This window comes from Pseudomonas sp. JY-Q, assembly GCF_001655295.1.
GTDB classification, from domain to species: domain Bacteria; phylum Pseudomonadota; class Gammaproteobacteria; order Pseudomonadales; family Pseudomonadaceae; genus Aquipseudomonas; species Aquipseudomonas alloputida.
On the sequence record NZ_CP011525.1, the window covers coordinates 770,373 to 790,776 of the forward strand.

Consider the following 20,404-nt stretch of genomic DNA (forward strand, 5'->3'; position numbering starts at 1 on the left):
CGATTGGGAATCTGCATGAACCTGCGAGTAGCTCCTCAGCGGGATTTCTAGGCCTCGCCAATCGTCCAGCGTTAGCGATTCAACACGAGAGTCCGCCGGTCGTCAGCACCGGCCTCGAAGGGAGGCTTGTAATGCTGTGTTGGTAGACTAATGTGAGGCCGGAGTAATCTTCAATTCCATCATATGGAGTAACTGCAATGGATGCCCGTACCCAGGTTGATATCGCCAGGACGAAGGCCTTCTATGATTTACTGGTGGAGAAACTCGGTAAGGACGTTTGGGCAACACGTAAAGCTGCCTATTTGAGGCGCATACGCGAGCGGGAGTCGCAGTTCGATATAAGGCTCCCCGTTGAGGCTCAGCTCTTCTCGCCTGCTGACGATGACATCGACTGGTACATCCTAGCGTCATACCTGTCGCACACCTGCCCTTATAGCGACTCCGCCTACAGCAGTAGGCGGATCTATCCCTATGCAATGGCGATTGGTGCCGTCGCCACTGAGCTTCGCAGCGTTCCCAACGTTAGTGGTGTGCTCGATAAGATGTTGGCCAACAACAACCAACCCGAAAAGCAGATCTTTGAATTGTTAACGGCCTCGTTCTACATCAAAAACGGTTACGAGGTTTCCTTCATCCCCGAGAACTCAATGACGTGGTCTGACGGAAAGACAAAAAAATCGCCGGACATGCACGTCAGAGCAGGAGATGTAGATTTCTATGTGGAGTGCAAGCGGGCTGACAAGCAGACCAAGTATTCACGGTGTGAAGAGCAAGCTTGGGCCGGTATCTGGGGTCAGCTTAGCCACCACATGTTGAGAGTGATGCCTTGGTGCACGGTAGACATCACTTTTCATCAGCCGGTCATAGGAGTCAGCGCTGAAGAGGTGATGAAGGCAGTTGATAGGGCATACATGGATAGGCAGGGTAGGGCCGTTGCGGACAAGCTTACAGTTCAGATGCGGGGCATAGACAAGAAGAGACTCAAACACCATTACCGGAAATTCTCGGTTAGATCCAATAGCCCGCAGCAGGAAATGCTGGTTTTCGGGAACATGGACAGCAATCAAAAGCGCAGTATCGCTACACTGGCTAAACAGGTTGTCCGGCCGGGCACAAATAACGACATCCTCAACCTCTTCGTGAAGGACGTAACAACTTGCGTGGGAGCCCAATGGCGCTGCGATAACGAAGAGTCACTACGGCTGCGTTCTAGGCATTTCAAGGGCCTGGTGCATGACGGGGTGTCTCAGATTCCACCTGGCAAGGCTGGGGTGGTGCACATCTGGTATGAAACCCGTGACGGGATCGAAATCGAAGAGCTGAGACGGGACAAAAATATCGAGAACATTTCGGCCTATGATGCTTCGGGATCATCGGTGCTGGGAGTTCTGCTTCACGGCGTGAACTATTACCCGTTTGAGGATGACTACGAATTTGCTGAGACCGTAGACAATTTCGGGCGTATGCCTGGCTTGTTCGACCTCTATCCTCGTCAGACCTTGATGATCGCAGCCGAGCCGACTCTGGAGATCTCAGGCATTACTCATTGGCAGCAAGATAAGGCGGCGAGATAAGCGCATTGTAAGCGCTCCATGAACCCCACATTCAAAGCGCTCAGCTGATTGCCGATGCTGTGCTCCCGATTTCATTCTGGAGCCCGCACGCCATGATGCGTCCCGACGCCAAAGTCGAAAAAGTCTATCTCTACCCCAAGCCCGTCGACTTCCGAAAATCCATTGATGGCTTGGCGGCGCTGGTCGAGTTGGACATCAAGGTGGCGGTGTTCGACCCCGTGCTCTTCGTATTTCTCAACAAATCCCGCAACCGTGTGAAGATCTTGTACTGGGAGCGCAACGGCTTCTGTCTTTGGCTCAAGCGCCTGGAATCCGAGCGATTCAAAACATCACCTGACGCCACCGACGAAGCGATTGTCCTCACCGTTCAGGAACTGAACTGGTTACTCGACGGTTTTGACCTCTGGCGCAATCGCCCGCATCAGGTTTTGACGCCGCGATTCGTCGCCTGATTCGGTATAATCCGGGGCATGATTTCCATGCCCGAAGACCTTCCCGATGACCCCGTACTGCTCAAGCAGATGCTTGCGCAGTTATTGATGGAGCGCACGGTCGATAAGGGCCAGATCGTCGATCTCAAAGGGAATCTCCGAACAAGCCTTCAGTTATGCGAGAATCCCCGCAACACCTGATCCGAGCCGCCCATGAGCCAGATGAGCTTTTCCGACTTTGAGTACGCCGGCAAGCGCAAGCAAACCCGCCGAGAGCGCTTCCTCGCCGAAATGGATCAGGTGGTGCCCTGGGCAGGCCTGCTGGAGCTGATCGAACCGTTCTACCCCAAGGCCGGCGGCGGTAGAAAACCCTATCCTCTGGAAACCATGCTGCGCATCCATCTGTTGCAGAACTGGTTCTCCCTGAGCGACCCGGCCATGGAGGAAGCGCTCTACGAAATCACGCCCATGCGCCAGTTCGCACGCCTGACGCTGAGCGCGCCAATCCCCGAAGACACCACGATCATGAACTTCCGGCACTTGCTGGAGAAGCATCAGCTCGCACCGGCAATCCTTGCGGTCATCAATGGTTATCTGCAGGAAAAAGGCCTGTCGCTGCGCCAAGGCACCATCGTCGATGCCACCATTATTCATGCCCCCAGCTCGACCAAAAATAAAGAAGGCAAGCGTGATCCCGAGATGCACCAGACCAAGAAAGGCGGTCAGTATTTCTTCGGGATGAAGGCGCACATCGGTGCCGATGTCGAGTCCGGCCTGGTGCATCACGTCCATGGCACCGCTGCCAATGTGGCCGATGTCACGCAGGTGGCTGAACTGCTGCATGGCGAAGAAAACGCCGTGTATGCAGATGCCGGTTACACCGGTGTCGAAAGGCGCGAAGAGCATGAAAATCGGGGGGTGATCTGGCAGATTGCAGCGCGTCGCAGCACCTATTCCAAGCTGAACCAGCGCAGCGTACTGTACAAAGCCAAGCGCAAGATCGAGTTCTGCAAGGCTCAGACACGGGCCAAGGTCGAGCATCCGTTTCGCGTGATCAAGCGGCAGTTTGGTTACGTGAAAATACGTTTTCGTGGGCTGATGAAAAACACGGCTCAGTTGACCACGCTGTTCGCCCTGGCAAACCTGTGGAGGGTTCGAAAACAGCTCATGGGTATGGGTGAGGTTCGCGTTTAACACGGAGAACCGGTCGAAAAAGCTCTCCGTACATGATTTTTCGGTCACTTTTCGTCCAATGACGCTGTAGGTGCCTGGAAAATTGCAACTTGCCGCGGCTGCACGACAAGTTGATCGGAGCATCCAAAGAGCAGGTCAAGCTACTGCGCGACCGTCTGTTCAGTCGCAAGTCCGAGCAGACCGTTGAAACCAACACGCCGCAACTCGCGTTGTTCAACGAGCCGGAAAGCCTGTCGATACCTCCGGTCGATGACGACGAAGAAGTGATCGCGCCAACACTGCGTCGTGGCAAGCGCAAACCGCTGTCCGCTGACCTGCCGCGCATTGAAGTCATCCACGAACTGCCCGAACACGAGCAGGCCTGTGCCTGTGGTTGCCGCAAACACGTGATCGGTGAGGAAACCAGCGAGCAGCTGGATATCGTGCCGATGCAGATCCGGGTGCTCAAACACATCCGTAAAATTTACGGCTGCCGTGGTTGTGAAGCCGCTCCGGTCACCGCTGACAAACCCGCACAGTTGATCGAGAAGAGCATGGCCAGCCCGAGCGTGCTGGCCATGCTGTTGGCCACCAAGTATGTCGATGGTTTGCCGCTGCACCGTTTTGAAACGGTGCTGAGCCGACACGGTATCGAGATTCCGCGTCAGACTTTGGCACGCTGGGTGATTCAGTGCGGTGAGCACCTGCAACCACTGCTGAATCTGATGCGCGACCGGTTGCTGGAAAGCCCGGTCATCCATTGCGATGAAACCCGCGTCCAAGTTCTTAAAGAACCGGATCGAGACCCGACCAGCCAATCCTGGATGTGGGTGCAAGCCAGTGGGCCACCGGATCGGAAAGTCGTGCTGTTCGACTACACCTCCAGCCGTGCGCAGGAGGTGCCGTTGCGCTTGCTGGAAAGTTATCGCGGCTATGTGATGACGGACGATTACGCCGGCTACAACGCCCTGGCGTTGCAGCCGGGTGTCGAACGATTGGCGTGCATGGCGCATGCGCGTCGCAAGTTTGTTGAAGCTCAGAAAGTGCAGCCCAAGGGCAAAGCCGGACGCGCGGATATGGCGCTGTCATTGATCAATAAGCTATATGGCATCGAGCGTGAACTGAAGGACGCCAGTGATGAGCAGCGATTGACTGGCCGGCAGGAGAAGAGCCTGCCGATCATGGGGCAGTTGAAAAGTTGGCTGGACAAAACGCAGCCACATGTGACGTCGCAAAGTGTGCTCGGCAAGGCGGTGAATTACCTAGCGAGCAATTGGAGTCGGCTGGAGCGTTATGTGGAGGCTGGGTATTTGCCGATCGACAATAACCCGGCAGAGCGCGCAATAAAGCCATTTGTGATTGGCCGCAAAGCCTGGCTGTTCAGCGACACGCCCAAGGGTGCCGCCGCCAGTGCTCAGCTCTACAGTTTAGTCGAGACCGCCAAGATCAACGGCCAAGAGCCCTATACGTGGCTGCGCCACGTACTGGAGCGGCTGCCCCATGCGCAGTCGGTGGCAGATTATGAAGCGCTGTTGCCGTGGAACTGTTCACCGGAAATGCCACGGTAAACGATGGCCTCACCTTGCGGTAGGTGGGGTTCATGGATCGCTTACAGCGCATTAGCGAGACTAGGTTGAAAGAAAGGCGCGTCTCAGGCCTGCTGTCCCTCACGAGCAATGCCTTAAGGTTGCCACTGTTCAGCGTGGGTGATCATTTGACTGGATGAGGTCTGTAGCGAAGGTGGCGCTCGTAAGAGCTCATCAAAACGAGTTTGCCGAAACCTTCCTACCTCGTTTTAGCAGACTTGCCGTCCATGCTCCTACTCCGTACTGACGGCTTCTGTTCCGCGAAAGCCAACGTCCAGCCGATTTCTCGAGGGTACTCTTATGGTCAAAGTTCTGTCTCAGTGGTGCATCGATTGTTCGGGCGGAAGCCCGCCTAAGGCTTTACAGTCGCTGCAACCAGTTCCGCGATGCCCTGCAGCACGGCGTCGATGTAGTCGTGCAAGGTCACATCAGCTTAATTGAAAATGTCCACAGCCGTTGCAGCTCCTCGGTCACCCACCCATTTGGCAAGCTCTTCGATCGCAGTTCGCAATGCATCTTGGTTGTGGCTAAGGCATTGGCCTATAAGCGCTTGCTTTTGACCGAAGCCTCTCTAGTGCGTGCAACCTCAAAGTCCTTCTGCACCAGCTCTTTCAGGAGCTTCATCTCTTTCTTGTAGTCCTCCACGGACAAGCCTTCATCCAAACGGCGGGTAAGCTCAGCTTCTCGTTCAAAGTATGCATCCATAGCACGCTGCATGTGAACTGTATTGACGGTATCCGCATAGTCTGCGGAGGCAGCGAGGGCTAAATGTAGATAGTCGTTGATCGAATCTGGGTCTAAGTGCCCAGTCCACTCCGTTACCTCGGCTTTGAAGATCTCCGTGTTTAGGAGGTTGCGCCGGAATTCGTCTTCATTCGTAACTTGGTGTGTCCTGATTAGGTCAATGAAAAGCTTAGTGATAAAGCGGTGTCTAAACATATGTGGAAAGATAGGGGGTTCTATTCCTGAAGCTGCTTTCAGTATTTTGATTTCGTTATATAAGGTTTTGCTTGTTAGTGGGCGGCCGGTTCTCTCGGAGACAAAGAATCTTCGATGGTCATTTCCTTCTTTGTATTTCTTTTTCATGATGTTGTTGCGCTGTCTCTCAATGTGGTTATTGAGGAGGTGCAGCAATGTGGGCAAAACGGGTACTTCCCTAAAGCTAAGCTCGCCGTGCTGCTTTAGAGTGGTTAGTCTTAGGGTAGGGTTCTTTTCAAGTCTTTTGGCAGCTTTAATATCATCAATTGTGATTTGTTCTATTTCTGAGCGCCGTGCTCCAGTATCAGTGAGGAGATCAATAAGCAGGGAGCGTCTAGCTTTAACGAAGTTGGAGGTTTTTTCTTTTCGCGCAGTGTCTTTAAGTAGTGCTATTTGTTCAACTGTGATTGGGTTTCTTTTCTTCTTTCGCGAAGGCGGGCCGAAAGAATGATGTACTAAGTATGAGCGGGATAATTTGCGACCCGATCTGTCGACGGTGTTGTAGGTTTTCTCCATTACGCGTATTCTGCCTTCAGGCGCAACAAAGTCTTGATATCCATGCAAGCGACCTACAAAACTTAAAAAATCAAGCCAAACACGGCCTATATCAGAAATTGTATCTTCTGTTCGCTTTCGTGTGCCCGGATTTATAAGGGATTTTTCTTCGCGCAACTCCGTTATGTAGTCAGTGAAGTCGCCATCGGTTAGCATTATAGGCTCTATCTTATCGTGATAGCATCGACGCAATAGTTGACTTAGTTTTGCTGCATAATCCCCCATGCTCCCGCCATCTTGACCGGAACGAGAAAGGCCGCGCCGGGATCCTCGCCCTTTCCTGTTGAAGAGGCTAAGCATGTAAAGGTTGCCGATGATGCACGGTGACCCGTTGGGCCAGTTCATGAAAGGAATGTTCGTCGCATCCCGCAAACTGGTACGACCAACTGAATAGTGACTGAACGTCTGAAACTCGCCCAGCAAGCTATAGAGCTTGTGCGTTGACCGCTCCTTAGTCTTTTTTGCGGTAGTCATTGATGTCAGTCACTGTATTGGATGAGGCCTTTGGCAGCGGCGTCTCGGTGAGGTTGAACGGGGGAATGCACAGACTGGTGATGGATAGCAGGTTGGCAATCGCGTCAGAAGACCATTTTTCTAAGATCTTCAGATCCTTAGCATCACGAATGTCTCGGAACTGCCCGAGCGCATCCTGGAGCCCTCGGAGCAGTAGGTAATTCGTCTGGCGCAGCATTTCCAGCTCTGACTCGACGTCTTGAACCTTGAGACTAAGCCCCGACTTGGTGCGTTTGTTGCTTTTTGCCTTCCTGCGCTCCTCACGCTCAAACGCCTCGATAGCCTTGATTCGTAAGGCATTGAGACTGTTGAAGCCACCGACCAGGCACTCATCGCTATATTTCTTCAGCGTGTTGAGACTGGTTGGAAAGGTGTTGGTGGCTGGCTCCACACCGGCACTCACAACGCGATCCAGCGAAGCCAGGCCAGCCTGACTATTAAGGGCGCTCCGCAGCTCTTTGTCCTCAACAAAATCGCTCGGCTTTGTGATTACTTGGGCAAGCAGGCGCTCAAGAGCCAAGACTCCCGCCTTGGCTACGTCGCCACGTGAGGGGCGATCTGTCATGCTGCGACTCCATGCTTGAGGCGAGCGACGACCTTCATGTGTTCACCATTAGCATCAGTGAAAAATTCAGGCGCGATCTCGACCATGCCTTCCTTAATTTTGTCATTGATATAGTCTTCCAATTCAGAGCTCGGAATCAACCCAAAATTGTCAGTGCCATATCGGTCTTTGAGCATTTCAGCCAATACTGTGAAGTTTTCGACATTGCCGACGTGAATGTTTTCTGCAGCAAACTGAGCACCAACAGAGTTGAGTAGGGCGCCATCTGTGCTTTCAGTAATGTAATTGTAGACGTGCTGGAGGCTCGCGTGACCAAGCATCCAGCGCAGAGTGTCGAGATTTGAGAAGCTCCCGCAGTAGAAGAACAGCATTGCAAAGAAGCGCCGCATTTGATGCTGGCGTAGATACCAGCGCTGTCCTTCATCGTTGACGGGAGTTTCGAAATAATCGCAGAACCTATCAAGATTACGATTGTACGCGGTGTTGCTCGAGTCAATGAACTCCCGCGTTCCGCTCATCTGTGGCAGTGCAAACAGGGTCTTATACGACTTGATATACCCGACTTTCAGCAATACTTTTTGCATCCTGATCAGGCTCTTGATCATGTCTGCGGCTATTGGCTCGATAGGTCGAGCTTCTCTCCGGCGCAGGCCGAACAGATGCTTGGTACTCTTGCCGTTGCCAAACAACAGCCATTCCCCGCTCTCATCAAGGCACCGGTCAGCCTTCAACGAATACAGTTCGCTGACGCGCCGTGCCATAAGTATGCCGACAGTAAGCTGAATGCCACCGACGTATACGGCAAGCAGGTCATACAGGCCTGTATTTGACCTCAGGTTCGCAAAGTACTCTTCCTTATCGCCCTTAATAGACTCGCGTAGGGTCTTGGTGGCGATGATCCTGGCGCTCAATGAGAGCCGTGATACGCCAAGGTTAGCCAGGTAAGGGCCAACGATGTGTCTGACCTCTGCCTCGGAAAGGGTAGAGGGGTTCACGCCGCGCTTCTGGCACTCGATCGCAATGCGGCAGAAGCCTTTGATGATCTCCGAGCCATGCTCAATGTGCAGTTCAATGGCATTGCGCAGGGACGTGAACACCAGATCCGAGGGCACGGTACGGAAACGACCTTTGGTGCCAAGCTCTGGCGTGAAGCAATCTGCTTCTATCAGCGCTTTGGACGTAGGTGCCGGCAGGCCAATTTCGTGCAGCGTGCCGAGGCTATACACAGCGCTTCGGTAGGTAAAGAACGTCTGGTCACGCATCAGCTCAAGCGCACCCGTGTTTGTCCGAACACCTGGATACTCTCGGGAGAAGAGTGACGTGTCCTCATTAAACCCTAGAATCGAGTGAACGGGCTTAAACTGGTTTTTACCCCACAGCACGTGTGGGTAAAGAATGCCCGAAAGCCTGATGGTGTTGGGCTGACGGCCATACTCTACCTGTGTTGTGCCATACAGTCCTCGTATGTACAGCGCAGCACGAATCGGTGGAATCAATTCGTGGCGGATACCTAACTCGTCGTCGTCCTTTTGCTCGTTGGTGATGATGAGCAGCTGTGGACGCTCTTTGAGCACGCTGATAATTTCCATCTCGCTTGTGTCTGCGAGGATGCTATGGCAGAACTCTCGCAGCGTTGGCGTCCAGTTGTATACCGATTCTGCGCTCGAAGGCGTTTTGGAGAAGGTCTCAAGCATCTCGATGAGATTGCCCCCTGTGAGACCTGCCAGACCATACGTGGAAAGCTGGTAGCGCTTGTCATTGATCAGTAAGAAATCGATGATCTGACATGCTCTGCCGAACTGCTTTGCTTGCTGGCCTTCAAGCTCATTGGTGGTGCCCAGGTCAAAATCACGACGGGTACTGGTGGTAAGGAAGTACTTGAATCCCAGGTAGAGCTCTTCGTTCTTCGAGTCGAGCAGCGAACTGCCATCCGAAAGCGTGATTTCCCAGTCGAGCTCCTTTGGTTTCTTCTTGTAGCCAAACGAGTACTGCCACTTGGGTGCATCGAAGTCGCTAAGCAGCCACGGCGCTGTTTTGTACTCCTCTCGCGGAGAGTTCAGCAGTGGGGACAGGAATTGCAGCTCAGGCGGCAGCAGCATAAATCAGGCTCTCCATTTGGCTAGCGTCAATCTGGGTTTTGGCAGTAGCTAGGTATTCTTGCAGATCGAATTCATAACCATCGGTAATTTCTTTGACGAGCAGCTTGGCCAATTGAGCCCAGTACATAGCCTTGGCGCAAATTTGGTCTTGACGCTTGGATTTCCTGACTGCCTCTTCGAGTGATAGGAGGGCGGTGAGGATGCCGACGTCGACAGAAATCTCTACCCGGTCAGCTCTGTCGTCATTTGCTGCCGCTTTGGTGCCTATCTTGCCCTTCTTTGTCGGTGCTTCATGAGCTGTGCGCTCGCGGGCCGCGCGATAGCCTTCTGGGTCGCGCATCGCCTCCGGAATGTCCTTGAGCGCATTGTTCTCCAGAAACTTATGCAGCTCCTCCATCGTTTGAAAGTTCGACACTTTCAGTAGGTATTTGCTGTCTTTCATGGCGTAGCAGATGATCCCGCGCTGGAATGCTCGGATCCACCTAGTTTGGAAAAACGCTAGAATTGGCTCGGGCAGGTAGCTGCTCAGGAGATCCGGCGAGACGTTAGTGTGCCCCAGTGCGGCAGCGGTTTCGGTCAGGCTGTTGTTCTCAATGTAAAGCAGCACCGCTCGCGTTGCTCTCAGGGACGTGATCGAGATTCTGCAGATGAACTCTTCGATCTCCTTTTTCGGCATATCGACGAATTCGGCGAACTCGTCGGCTAGGTGCTGATATCGGGTTTCGAGCGTTCCAGAGTTCCAGTTCGTAGGGGACATTTTTTTTGGCGATGCAAGCCCCCTTGAGCACTGAATGAACAGTTGCCTCCATGCGTCGTCACCTGTTGCGCGCAGGTAGTCACGCAGCGGTTGTGTACAGCGAATAATTTGCCGCACTCGAACGGCGTCTCGAGGCTTTAGCTTAACCTTGATCTCACTATTAGCTCCGCCTTTGCGGTCTTTATATCCTGTGAGTTGGTAGTATCCATCTAGTTTAATAAAGCCAGTCAGGTCTCCTTTTTTGTCGTAGAGCTCAAAGTTGTCTAAGAAGGATTGAGTTATGCACGGGTAGTTGTGTACCAACAGAATTTTGAATGGATACAGGTCGTTAGCTGATGGCACTCTTAAAAAGCTGTTAAGGTACTCTCGGTTTATGATTTTTCCAAATCTTTTAGAGAAGTCATTGTAGACGTATCCAAAGCCGTGTTCTTTAAAGGCGGCGCACACATCTTCAGGCTTGGCGTCCTCGGGTTGGGCCCTAGTAGCGTAAATGATTTTTTGGGGATTACCCAGCTTCGCTAGCTTGTCGCGAGACTTCTGCGCATTTGATGTTTGCCAAGCTTTTTTATTCGCCCACTTGTACAGTGCGTTGTTATCGGCTTTGATTTTTTTGAAAATTAGTTCGATTGCCTGAGTGTCAGTGAGATGATACGGGATTTCCGTGATTAGTTTTGCTTTAATCACTTCGCCCTTTGCGTTCTTTTTGTTATTTGTATCCGCTCCTCGGACGTGCTGGATTGCCGGTTTTGGAATTGAGCCGCTGTAAGGCTTAACCCATGAACCGGATGCGAGCATCGTGGAGTTTACTAGGTTAATGAATGCTGCATACGACTTTGTCGCAGTCGGAATGTCCATTCCTCGGTCGTGCTGATCTGTGAACCAGTGGAGCATATAGGCCAAAAAGGCTTTCTTAATTTGAATTGGATTCTGGAATGTTTCAGTAGGCCAGCTAGGCGCGTTTTCTGCGATGTAGTTCAGAAATCCACTGAGCTCAGAGCTCCGTGGTCGTCGCATCTTAAGGCAATGTTGGCGGACGCACTTATATACTTCTTCGGCAAATTCAGGGCCATGAGAAATCCATATGTTGGGCACCGACAAATATGCCGTTTTACCCGTGATATCCACCAAGGGCCAGCCGTTCCAAAACCTCACGGCATTCGGGTCAATATCGTCTTTGATTGCTATCCAGTATTTCTCGTTGAACTTTGGCCAGCCATCGCGTCCGCCGTTCTCCTCAAAGGTCGGAAGCAACGGGATCTCTTTGGCCATCTCTTGCAGCATGCGCACGAACTCGCGTGCGTAGCTGTTGCGCAGCGGTCGCGTGACGTCGATGAAGGTGGGGTCGTACAGCGCTCCTAGGAAGCCTCTGACGGTGCGTTCGAAGGCTGGAGAAGAGAGGCCGAGGTAGGTGACGGTGCTGCCAGTGATGTTGCAGTAGGCGTCGAAAATCTTGGTCAGCTGGCCCATGCCATCTCGCGCGATCGGCTCGTAGGAGCGGTGCATGAGCTCAAGGACGTCAGGAGGCAGGGTGGTGAACGGATAGTTCGCCAAAGCCAGCGATCCTTTGATAATTGTCAGGTTTTCCATAAAGCTCTTGATCGTCTGTAAAGCCCGTGTTATCTGTATTCTGTCAAATTTGACAAGGCTGTGTAAATGACAAAATCGTCGAACGCAGCCTGGATGCCGATCTCGCGCTTGCGCTGAGCCTTAACGGCCGCGAGTTGCTGCGTGACGACCCGCCCCTGAAGATTCTGCTGATGTCGGCGACGCTGGAAGGTGAGCGCCTGTCGCGGCTGTTGGACGACGCCCCGGTGGTCAGCAGCGAAGGGCGCATGCATCCGGTGGATATCCGCTGGGGGCGGCCGTTCCAGCCAGGCGAGTTCATCGAGCCACGGGTGGTGGACAGCGTGTTGCATGCGCTGGCTGACCAGGCCGGCAGCGTGCTGGTGTTCCTGCCTGGGCAAGCCGAGATCCGCCGGGTTCACCAAAGCCTTCAGGACGCCCTGGGGGCGCGACCCGAGATTCTGCTGTGCCCGCTGCATGGCGAACTCGACCTCAATGCCCAGCGCGCCGCTATCGACCCGCCGGCCAAGGGCCTGCGCAAGGTGGTGCTGGCCACCAACATCGCTGAGACCAGCCTGACCATCGATGGCGTGCGCGTGGTGATCGACGCAGGCCTGGCCCGGGTGCCGCGCTTCGACCCCGGCAGCGGCATGACCCGCCTGGACACCCAGCGCATTTCCCGCGCCAGTGCCACCCAGCGCGCTGGGCGTGCCGGCCGCCTGGAGCCCGGCGTGTGCTACCGCCTTTGGTCCGAGGCCCAGCATGACCAGCTGGCCGCCCATGGCAGTGCCGAGATTCTCCAGGCCGACCTGGCCGGGCTGGCCCTGCAGTTGGCGCGCTGGGGTGTAACCCCCGAGCAGTTGCGCTGGCTCGACCAGCCGCCAGCTGCAGCGTTCGCCCAGGCCCAGGACCTGTTGGCGCGACTCAGCGCCTTCCGGCCGGGCAGCCGCGACACCCTCAGCGAACATGGCCAGGCCATGGCCGAACTGCCGGCTCACCCACGCATCGCGCACTTGTTGCTGCGGGGTCAGGACCTGGGCCTGGCACAGATGGCCTGCGATGTGGCTGCACTGCTGGGGGAGCGGGACATCCAGCGTGGCGGTGGTGCCGACTTGCACAGCCGGCTTGCGCTGGTCAGCGGTGAGAGCAAGGCTGCGCGTGGCGGCCAGGGGGGTGTGCAGCGTGCTCGTCAGCTGGCCCGGCAATACCGTGGCCTGTTGCGTGGCAAGGTCGGTGCACCGGTTGCCGACCCGGACCACCCACGCTGGCTGGGCGCCCTGTTGGCGCTGGCCTACCCTGACCGGGTCGCCCAGCAGCGCCGGGCGGGCGGGGCGGAGTATCGGCTCGCCAACGGCCGTGCGGCCCTGTTTGGCGAAGTCGATGCATTGATGAAGTGCCCATGGCTGGTGATCGCCGACCTGGGTAGCCGCCAGGGGCAGCGTGAGGAGCGGATCTATCTGGCCGCCGAATTCGATCCGGCGTTGCTCGAGGGTGTGCTGGCCGAACAGGTCGAGCGGGTCGATATCCTTGATTGGGACGAGCGCGAGCAGGTGTTGCGCGCCGAGCGCCAGGTGAAGGTTGGCGAACTGGTCCTCAGCCGCGAGCCGCTGCCCGGGCTGGATGACGAAGCCAGGGCCCGGGCGCTGCTTGGCCTGGTCCGGCGCAAAGGTTTGAACCTGCTGACCTGGACGCCGGAACTGCGGCAATGGCAGGCACGTGTGGCGCTGCTGCGTCAGCTCGACCTGCAGAAGGATGGCCACAGCGAATGGCCTGACCTGGGGGACGAGGCCCTGCTGGCCAGCCTGGAAGACTGGTTGCAGCCTTACCTGAGCAAAGTATCGCGCCTCAGCCACTTTGCCGCGCTGGACTTGCCGTCGATGCTGCGCAACCTGCTGCCCTGGCCGCTGCCGCAACGCCTGGAAGAACAGGCCCCGGCGCATCTGGCCGTGCCGTCCGGCTCGAACATCCGCCTGGATTACAGCGAAACCCCGCCGATTCTCGCCGTGCGTCTGCAAGAACTGTTCGGCCTTGCCGATACCCCGCGCATCGCCAACGGCCGGCAGCAGGTCAAGCTGCACCTGCTGTCACCGGCACGTCGGCCGGTGCAGGTGACCCAGGACCTGGCCAGCTTCTGGGGCACGACCTATGCCGAGGTGAAGAAAGACCTGAAAGGGCGCTATCCGAAGCATTACTGGCCGGACGACCCTCTGGTGGCCGAGGCTACGGCGCGGGCCAAGCCGAGAGGGCGCTGATGCACAACACCGAGTGCGGCAGGCCGAAAAAATCATGTGCTGGGCACGACGTGTCAGTGGTCGTGCCATTCATCGTATTGCACCCGCCAGTGAAGCTTGATCTGCTTGCCTCAATAGGAAAGTGATCACTTCGCCTTCCTCGACGTTGAGCAAGGCTACCCACTCCCCACTCCTGTGCGGCGTATCCGTGAGGGCGCCGACCCTGTAGCCCCGCTGGTCGCGCAGATGGCAGACAAGGCCTTCATCTGTCAGCGCCAGCGGCTCGATTTTCCAGTATTCGCTAACGTCTGCATGCCAGTAAAAGCCCAGATAACCATTGCGGCTGACCCCTAGTTTCTTTGTCTCCGGGCGCCCAGGCATGCTGATGCGGTAGTGCAGGCGATCGTTGGTCCGCGAGTGGTAATGAAAGTCCATCACCGGCGAGTCCTGCCTTCCCCCCGCCTGCAACCAGTCATCCTCTGGGGTAATGCCCCAGCTGAACTTGTCTGAACTGCGGCTGAGGCGTAGTGGGATGTCCCGGTCGACGGCGCGCATGTACAGCTTGCCGCGAAAAGACCTGGCGTACCTGGCCTGAATGGTTTCGTTCATGGTGCACTCCTAGGACAGCATTGAGGATGTGCACTCTGGCGCCAAGGCTGGGCAGCCCGGCAGGCCGAAAACATTCCCCGGTGGCCTCAGGTGCTGGCTTCGCCTTCCAGCAACATGAACAGGCGATACAGCACCACGGTGCTGAACAGTTGCAGGAAGCCGCTGAGGCTGTCCATGGCCAGTTCCATCCCAGGTGATGGCTCGGGGAAGGCCATCAGCAGCAGCCCGTCGATCAGCCAGATCGGTGCTAGCACGCCTACCACGCAGATCATGATGCGCATGAAATGCCCGGTGGTCATGCTTGCGCTGTCGCGCATCGCCTGTACCACCGGCCGGCCGCGCAGCACCAGCAGGTACTCGGCGAACACCAGGTTGATCATGATCCACACCCCCGGGAAGATGAACAGCGCAAGGCCGGCCATGATCAGTAGCGAGCTGATCAGGATCAGCAGGGCCAGTTGCGGCCACAGCTGCAGGGCGCGGGCGAACAGGTCGCGCTTGGCGATTTCCTGGCCGTTGCTGCGCGTGTCCAGGTACAGGATCAGGGCTGCGCTGTACAGCGGGTAGAACAACAGGCTGACCAGCATGCCGTAGGCCGGTGATGCCTGGTCGCCCAGCTGCCGGTACAGCAATTGGGTAACCAGGGCTTCCACCACCACCAGCGGCAGGCACAGCTGCAGGATGTTTGGCAGGTGACGGCGGAAGAAGTACAAGGAGTCGCGCAAAACGCTCAGCGGATTCATCAGTCAACATCGCATGGCAGTAAAAACAGGGGCCTAACTTTAGCCCAAAGCAGGCCTGGGGCTGTCACTTGCTGAAAAAAGTTTCACCGCAGCAGTGATTGAATCCCGCGCCTGTACGCCCCATCTTTGACGCTGTCCGATGTCCCGCTACCCCACGAGGTCGCCCCATGAACACTGAAGAACAAACCCTGATTGACGGCCTGTTCGGCCGCCTCAAGCAAGCCGAAGACCCGAGCCAGCCGCGTGACGCGCAAGCCCAGGCGTGCATCGAGCAGCACGTGCGTCAGCAACCGGCGGCGCCTTACTACATGGCCCAGGCGATTTTGGTGCAGGAGGCCGCAATCAAGCGCCTCGACGAACAGAACAAGCAGCTGGAAGCCGAGCTGCAGCAGGCCCGTGCCCAGGCTCAGGCGGCACAAGCCGCCAGCAGTGCGCCGAGCAATGGCGGGGGTGGTTTCTTGTCCAGCATCTTTGGTTCGGGTGGGCGCAACGCAGCGCCGGCGGTGCAGCCACAGCGCCCTTCGGCGCCCCCTGTAGTGTCCGGTGGTGGCTGGCGCGAGCCATCGGCCCCTGGTTTTGGCCAACCTCAGGCGCCGCAGCCTGGCTATGGCGCCGCGCCTGCGCGCAGCGGGGCCAGCAGCTTCCTTGGCGGGGCTATGCAGACCGCCGCCGGTGTGGCCGGTGGTGTGCTGCTGGCGCAGGGTATCAGCAGCCTGTTCAACCACAACTCGCAACCGGAAGAAGTGGTCGAGGTCATCAAGGAAGAGCCGGCGCCAGCCAGCGACAGTGGCGGCTGGAACGACCAGGGCGGGCAGCAGCAAGTGGCTGACAACGGTGGCTGGGGCAGTGACCAGGGCGGATACGCCGACGGTGGTTTTGGCAGCGATGACGGTGGGTTCTTCTCGGACGACGATTCTTACGTCTGACAGGTCTGGCATACTGCTGGCATTTCCGGGGGCGCTTTGCGCCCCTTCGCGGGCACGCCCGCTCCCACAGGTGTACGCGCGATACCTGTGGGAGCGGGCGTGCCCGCGAAGGGCTGCGCAGCAGCCCCCCAGCACTCCAGGCCAAAAATGAGGTTCCCAGGTGAAAAAGATCGCGCTGTTCGCCGATGTGCAGAACCTCTATTACACCGTGCGCCAGGCCCACGGCTGCCATTTCAACTACACGGCCCTGTGGGCCGATGTCAGCCGCGAAGGCCAGATCGTCGAGGCCGTGGCCTATGCCATCGACCGTGGCGACAGCAAACAGCAGCAGTTCCAGCAGATCTTGCGCAACCTCGGTTTCGATGTGCGCCTCAAACCGTTCATCCAGCGCAGCGATGGCTCGGCCAAAGGTGACTGGGATGTGGGCATTACCCTGGATGTGATCGACGCGGCCAGCCGGGTCGACCAGGTGGTGCTGGCCTCCGGTGACGGTGACTTCGACCTGCTGCTGGAGCGGGTAATCCAGCGCCATGGCACCGAAGCGGTGGTGTATGGCGTGCCGGGGCTGACGGCGTTGTCACTGATCCGTGCTGCCACCCGCTACGTGCCCATCGAAGGCGCGCTGTTGCTCAAACACTAAGGTCTTTTCATGGAACGTATCGCTGTCATCGACTTTGAAACCACCGGCATTTCCCCCGGTACCGGCTGCCGTGCAACCGAGGTGGCGGTGGTAATGCTTGAGGGTGGGCGCATTGTCGAGCGCTACCAGAGCCTGATGAACGCTGGCGTGCCGGTGCCGGCCTTCGTCGCAGGGCTGACCGGCATCACCACCGCCATGCTGCGCAGTGCGCCGCCGGTGGAGAAAGTGATGAACGAGGTGGCCGAGTTCGTCGGTGGCACCCCATTGTTGGCGCACAACGCTGCTTTCGACCAGAAGTTCTGGGATTACGAGCTGAGCCGTATTGGCCGCAGCCGCAGCCAGCCCTTCGCGTGTTCCCTGTTGCTTTCACGGCGCCTGCTGCCCGCCGCGCCGAACCACAAGCTGGGCACTTTGACACGCTGGGCTGGGTTGCCAGACACGGGGACCGCGCACCGGGCCATGGCCGATGCCGAAATGGCCGCCAACCTGCTGCAGCATCTGGCGGGTGTGTTGCACCAGGACCACGGGGTTCAGCAACTGTCGCACGAGCTGCTTTGCCGGCTGCAGAAGACCCCGGCTGCGAAAGTGCGCGAAGCGCTGGCCAAGTACGGTCAGGGGCTGGCAGGTGATCGTCCCAGGCGATAAGCCAACCACACCGGATGCACCAGAATTGTGCCGCTCATTTGCACCCGTTCTGTAACGTCCCTTCACCCAGGCAGGCCGTTAAACTGAGGCACCCGTAAACGGATTTCGAGTTTTCCCCATGCCTGCCTCCCGTCGTTTCCCGCTGCTGCTGATTGGCGCCTTCCTGGCCCTTTATCTGGTCTGGGGTTCCACTTACCTGTTCATTCGCATCGGCGTCGAGAGCTGGCCTCCGATGCTCATGGCCGGTGTGCGCTTCCTGATCGCCGGTGGCCTGCTGTACGGCTTCCTGCGTTGGCGCGGCGTGCCGGCACCTACCTGGCCACAATGGCGGGCGGCAGGGGCGATCGGTTTCTTGTTGCTCAGCTGTGGCAACGGCGGGGTGACCGTGGCCGAGCATGCCGGCGTGGCTTCGGGCGTGGCGGCTTTGGCGGTGGCGACGGTGCCGCTGTTCACCTTGCTGTTCGGCCTGTTGTTCGGGCACCGCAATTCGAAGCTGGAATGGGCGGGGATAGCCCTTGGGCTGGTGGGCATCGGCCTGCTGAACCTGGGCTCCAACCTGCAGGCAAGCCCGATAGGTGCGGCGCTGATCATCTTCGCGGCAGCGTCCTGGGCGTTCGGCTCGGTGTGGAGCAAGACCTTGCCGCTGCCCCAGGGGCCGATGGCCAGCGCAGTGGAAATGCTGGTCGGGGGTGCGGTGCTGTTGCTGGGCAGTGTGCTATCGGGCGAACGCATGACACAGCTGCCGACCGCCGCTGGCTGGGGGGCGCTGGCCTACCTGGTGTTCTTCGGTTCGATCCTGGCGTTCAGTGCCTACATGTACCTGCTCAAGCACGTGCGCCCGGCAGCGGCCACCAGCTACGCCTACGTCAACCCGGCGGTGGCGGTGCTGCTGGGTATCGTCTTTGCCGGTGAGCAGATTGGCGCTGAAGAGTGTGTGGCGATGGCAGTGATCATCGGTGCGGTGGTGCTGATCGGCCTGCCGCAGTGGCGCAAGGCGCCTGAACCTGTGCAACCGTTGAAAGGTGAAATCTGCAAGTAGGCAGGGGCGATGCGGTAAACTTGCCGCCTTCGCTGAACCCCCTGACGGTATTGCCATGAATTTCGCCAAACTCGGCCTGATCGAACCGCTGCTGCGCACGCTGCAGCAACTGGACTACACCACCCCGACCCCGGTGCAGGCCAAAGCCATCCCCGCCGTGCTGGCCGGCCGCGACCTGATGGCCGCAGCCCAGACCGGTACCGGCAAGACCGCAGGCTTTGCCCTGCCTGTGCTGCAGCGCCTGGCGCTGGAGGGCGAGAAGGTGGCCAGCAACTCGATCCGCGCCTTGGTGCTGGTACCCACTCGCGAGCTGGCCGAGCAGGTGCACAACAACGTGCGCGAATACGCCGAGAACCTGCCGCTGAGTACTTACGCGGTGTATGGCGGGGTCAGTATCAATCCACAGATGATGCGCCTGCGCCGGGGTGTCGACCTGCTGGTGGCTACCCCTGGCCGCTTGCTCGACCTGTTCCGGCAGAACGCCGTGAAGTTCAACCAGGTGCAGACCCTGGTGCTGGATGAAGCCGACCGCATGCTTGACCTGGGCTTTGCCGAAGAGCTGCAGTCGGTGTATGCGGCACTGCCGCGCAAGCGCCAGACGCTGCTGTTTTCCGCCACCTTTTCCGATCAGATTCGCATGCTGGCGGGGCTGGCGCTGAATGACCCGCTCAGTATCGAAGTGAGCCCGCGCAACGCCACGGCCACCAGCGTCAAGCAGTGGCTGGTGCCTGTGGACAAGAAGCGCAAGGCCGACCTGTTCTGCCACCTGCTGCGCAAGCAGCGCTGGAAGCAGGTGCTGGTGTTCGCCAAGACCCGCAATGGCGTCGATCAGCTGGTGGAGCGCTTGCTGGCCGAAGGTGTGAATGCCGACGGCATCCACGGTGATCGCCCACAGGCGACCCGCCAGCGTGCGCTGGACAGCTTCAAGGCCCGTGAGGTGCAAGTGCTGGTGGCGACCGATGTGGCGGCCCGTGGCCTGGATATCGATGACTTGCCGCTGGTCGTCAACCTTGACCTGCCGATCGTTGCCGAAGACTACGTGCACCGCATCGGGCGTACCGGGCGGGCGGGCAACAAGGGCGAGGCGATTTCGCTGGTGTGTGCGGATGAAGTGCAACTGCTGGCGGCTATCGAGGTGCTGACCCGGCAAACCCTGCCGCGTCATGAAGAGCCGGATTTCATCCCCGAGCACCGGGTGCCGATGACCGATGCCAGTGGGCAGGTTATCAAGAAACCGAAGAAGCCCAAGAAGCCGAAAGAAAACAGCGCCAAGCGCGGGCTGGGGCGCTGGATGGACAGCACTGAAGCCGGCAGTGCGGAACCGGCGGTGAAGGCTGTACGCAAGGTGCCAAGCTTCAATGGTGGGCCGCGCAAGCGCAAGCCTTGAGGCTTTGGGGCCGCTTTGCGGCCCATTCGCGACGCAAGGCCGCTCCCACAAGGACTGCGCCAGGCTTTAGATGTGTACGGCGACTTTCAGGGCTTCCAGCGCCGGCTCGACCTTGATGCCCAGCGCTGCACCCAGCTCCATTACCCAGGGTTGATGGGCGGGTTTGCGGTGATGATGTTTCTCGACACTGCGCTGGGCTGAGGCTGAACACCGGCCTGTGGGAGCGGCCTTGTGTCGCGAAAGGGCCGCGAAGCGGCCCCGGCATTATTTGCATCGACGCTGAAACCCCGGGGCTGCTGTGCAGCCCTTTCGCGACGCAAGGCCGCTCTCACACGGATCGCGCCAGCTTCCAGAAATTGAGCAAGACAGTTGCTCCCACATGGGCTGCAC

At 57.7% G+C, this 20,404-nt stretch carries 17 protein-coding genes and 1 pseudogene; 12 read left to right on the plus strand and 6 right to left on the minus strand.

The window, feature by feature from the left end; translation table 11 throughout:
* Positions 1–197: 197 nt before the first annotated feature.
* The 5 genes from AA098_RS03455 (at position 198) to AA098_RS03475 (ending at position 4,746) form a co-directional block, all read left to right on the plus strand.
* Positions 198–1,574 carry a hypothetical protein gene (locus tag AA098_RS03455; protein ID WP_060709155.1) on the plus strand — a complete coding sequence of 459 codons (1,377 nt, stop codon included), beginning with the start codon at positions 198–200 and terminating at the stop codon, positions 1,572–1,574.
* Positions 1,575–1,666: 92 nt separating this feature from the next.
* On the plus strand, positions 1,667–2,026 hold the full coding sequence (gene tnpB, locus AA098_RS03460; protein WP_012270248.1) for an IS66 family insertion sequence element accessory protein TnpB: 360 nt from the start codon (positions 1,667–1,669) through the stop codon (positions 2,024–2,026).
* A gap of 27 nt (positions 2,027–2,053) precedes the next feature.
* Positions 2,054–2,206 carry a hypothetical protein gene (locus AA098_RS29065; protein WP_177342664.1) on the plus strand — a complete coding sequence of 51 codons (153 nt, stop codon included), beginning with the start codon at positions 2,054–2,056 and terminating at the stop codon, positions 2,204–2,206.
* A 12-nt stretch (positions 2,207–2,218) separates the two neighbouring features.
* Complete coding sequence (locus AA098_RS03470; RefSeq protein ID WP_003117291.1) at positions 2,219–3,199, plus strand: IS5-like element ISPa41 family transposase; 981 nt, start codon at positions 2,219–2,221, stop codon at positions 3,197–3,199.
* Positions 3,200–3,273: 74 nt separating this feature from the next.
* Positions 3,274–4,746 carry an IS66 family transposase gene (locus AA098_RS03475; RefSeq protein WP_064613836.1) on the plus strand — a complete coding sequence of 491 codons (1,473 nt, stop codon included), beginning with the start codon at positions 3,274–3,276 and terminating at the stop codon, positions 4,744–4,746.
* A gap of 558 nt (positions 4,747–5,304) precedes the next feature.
* On the opposite strand, the gene AA098_RS03480 is transcribed toward AA098_RS03475, so the two are convergent.
* The 4 genes from AA098_RS03480 to AA098_RS03495 are packed head-to-tail and all read right to left on the minus strand — an operon-like array spanning position 5,305 to position 11,818.
* Complete coding sequence (locus AA098_RS03480; RefSeq protein WP_012274317.1) at positions 5,305–6,771, minus strand: tyrosine-type recombinase/integrase; 1,467 nt, start codon at positions 6,769–6,771, stop codon at positions 5,305–5,307.
* Positions 6,749–7,375 (minus strand): hypothetical protein, encoded by a 627-nt coding sequence (locus AA098_RS03485; protein ID WP_012274316.1) that lies wholly within the window; start codon positions 7,373–7,375, stop codon positions 6,749–6,751. Before AA098_RS03485 ends, AA098_RS03480 begins: the two co-directional genes overlap by 23 nt.
* Positions 7,372–9,474, minus strand: a complete 2,103-nt coding sequence (locus AA098_RS03490) for an integrase (protein ID WP_012274315.1) — start codon at positions 9,472–9,474, stop codon at positions 7,372–7,374. The genes AA098_RS03485 and AA098_RS03490 overlap by 4 nt, the downstream gene beginning before the upstream one ends.
* The gene (locus AA098_RS03495; RefSeq protein WP_012274314.1) at positions 9,458–11,818 is read right to left on the minus strand and encodes a hypothetical protein; all 2,361 of its coding nucleotides are present in this window, start codon (positions 11,816–11,818) and stop codon (positions 9,458–9,460) included. The genes AA098_RS03490 and AA098_RS03495 overlap by 17 nt, the downstream gene beginning before the upstream one ends.
* Before the next feature lie 68 nt (positions 11,819–11,886).
* Between AA098_RS03495 and hrpB the strand changes: the two are divergent.
* Positions 11,887–14,046, plus strand: a pseudogene (gene hrpB / locus AA098_RS03500) (ATP-dependent helicase HrpB); the annotation flags it as partial.
* 69 nt (positions 14,047–14,115) lie between these two features.
* Here hrpB and AA098_RS03505 read toward each other — a convergent pair.
* A complete protein-coding gene (locus tag AA098_RS03505; RefSeq protein ID WP_003249804.1) occupies positions 14,116–14,634 on the minus strand; it encodes a hypothetical protein in 519 nt (172 codons plus the stop codon).
* Between the two features lie 86 nt (positions 14,635–14,720).
* On the minus strand, positions 14,721–15,377 hold the full coding sequence (locus AA098_RS03510; protein WP_004576859.1) for a YciC family protein: 657 nt from the start codon (positions 15,375–15,377) through the stop codon (positions 14,721–14,723).
* A 167-nt stretch (positions 15,378–15,544) separates the two neighbouring features.
* On the opposite strand from AA098_RS03510, the gene AA098_RS03515 reads away from it, so the two are divergent.
* The 6 genes from AA098_RS03515 to AA098_RS29695 all read left to right on the plus strand — a co-directional run bounded on the left by AA098_RS03515 (position 15,545) and on the right by AA098_RS29695 (position 20,215).
* Positions 15,545–16,303: a DUF2076 domain-containing protein gene (locus AA098_RS03515; RefSeq protein WP_014861636.1), complete on the plus strand. Its 759-nt coding sequence runs from the start codon at positions 15,545–15,547 to the stop codon at positions 16,301–16,303.
* Positions 16,304–16,463: 160 nt separating this feature from the next.
* Positions 16,464–16,943 (plus strand): NYN domain-containing protein, encoded by a 480-nt coding sequence (locus AA098_RS03520; RefSeq protein ID WP_004576858.1) that lies wholly within the window; start codon positions 16,464–16,466, stop codon positions 16,941–16,943.
* A gap of 9 nt (positions 16,944–16,952) precedes the next feature.
* The gene (locus tag AA098_RS03525) at positions 16,953–17,588 is read left to right on the plus strand and encodes a PolC-type DNA polymerase III (protein ID WP_004576857.1); all 636 of its coding nucleotides are present in this window, start codon (positions 16,953–16,955) and stop codon (positions 17,586–17,588) included.
* A 118-nt stretch (positions 17,589–17,706) separates the two neighbouring features.
* Positions 17,707–18,627, plus strand: a complete 921-nt coding sequence (gene yedA / locus AA098_RS03530; protein WP_064613838.1) for a drug/metabolite exporter YedA — start codon at positions 17,707–17,709, stop codon at positions 18,625–18,627.
* A gap of 55 nt (positions 18,628–18,682) precedes the next feature.
* A complete protein-coding gene (locus AA098_RS03535) occupies positions 18,683–20,014 on the plus strand; it encodes a DEAD/DEAH box helicase (RefSeq protein WP_012053786.1) in 1,332 nt (443 codons plus the stop codon).
* Positions 20,015–20,086: 72 nt separating this feature from the next.
* On the plus strand, positions 20,087–20,215 hold the full coding sequence (locus AA098_RS29695) for a hypothetical protein (RefSeq protein WP_014754328.1): 129 nt from the start codon (positions 20,087–20,089) through the stop codon (positions 20,213–20,215).
* The last annotated feature ends 189 nt before the right edge of the window (positions 20,216–20,404 follow it).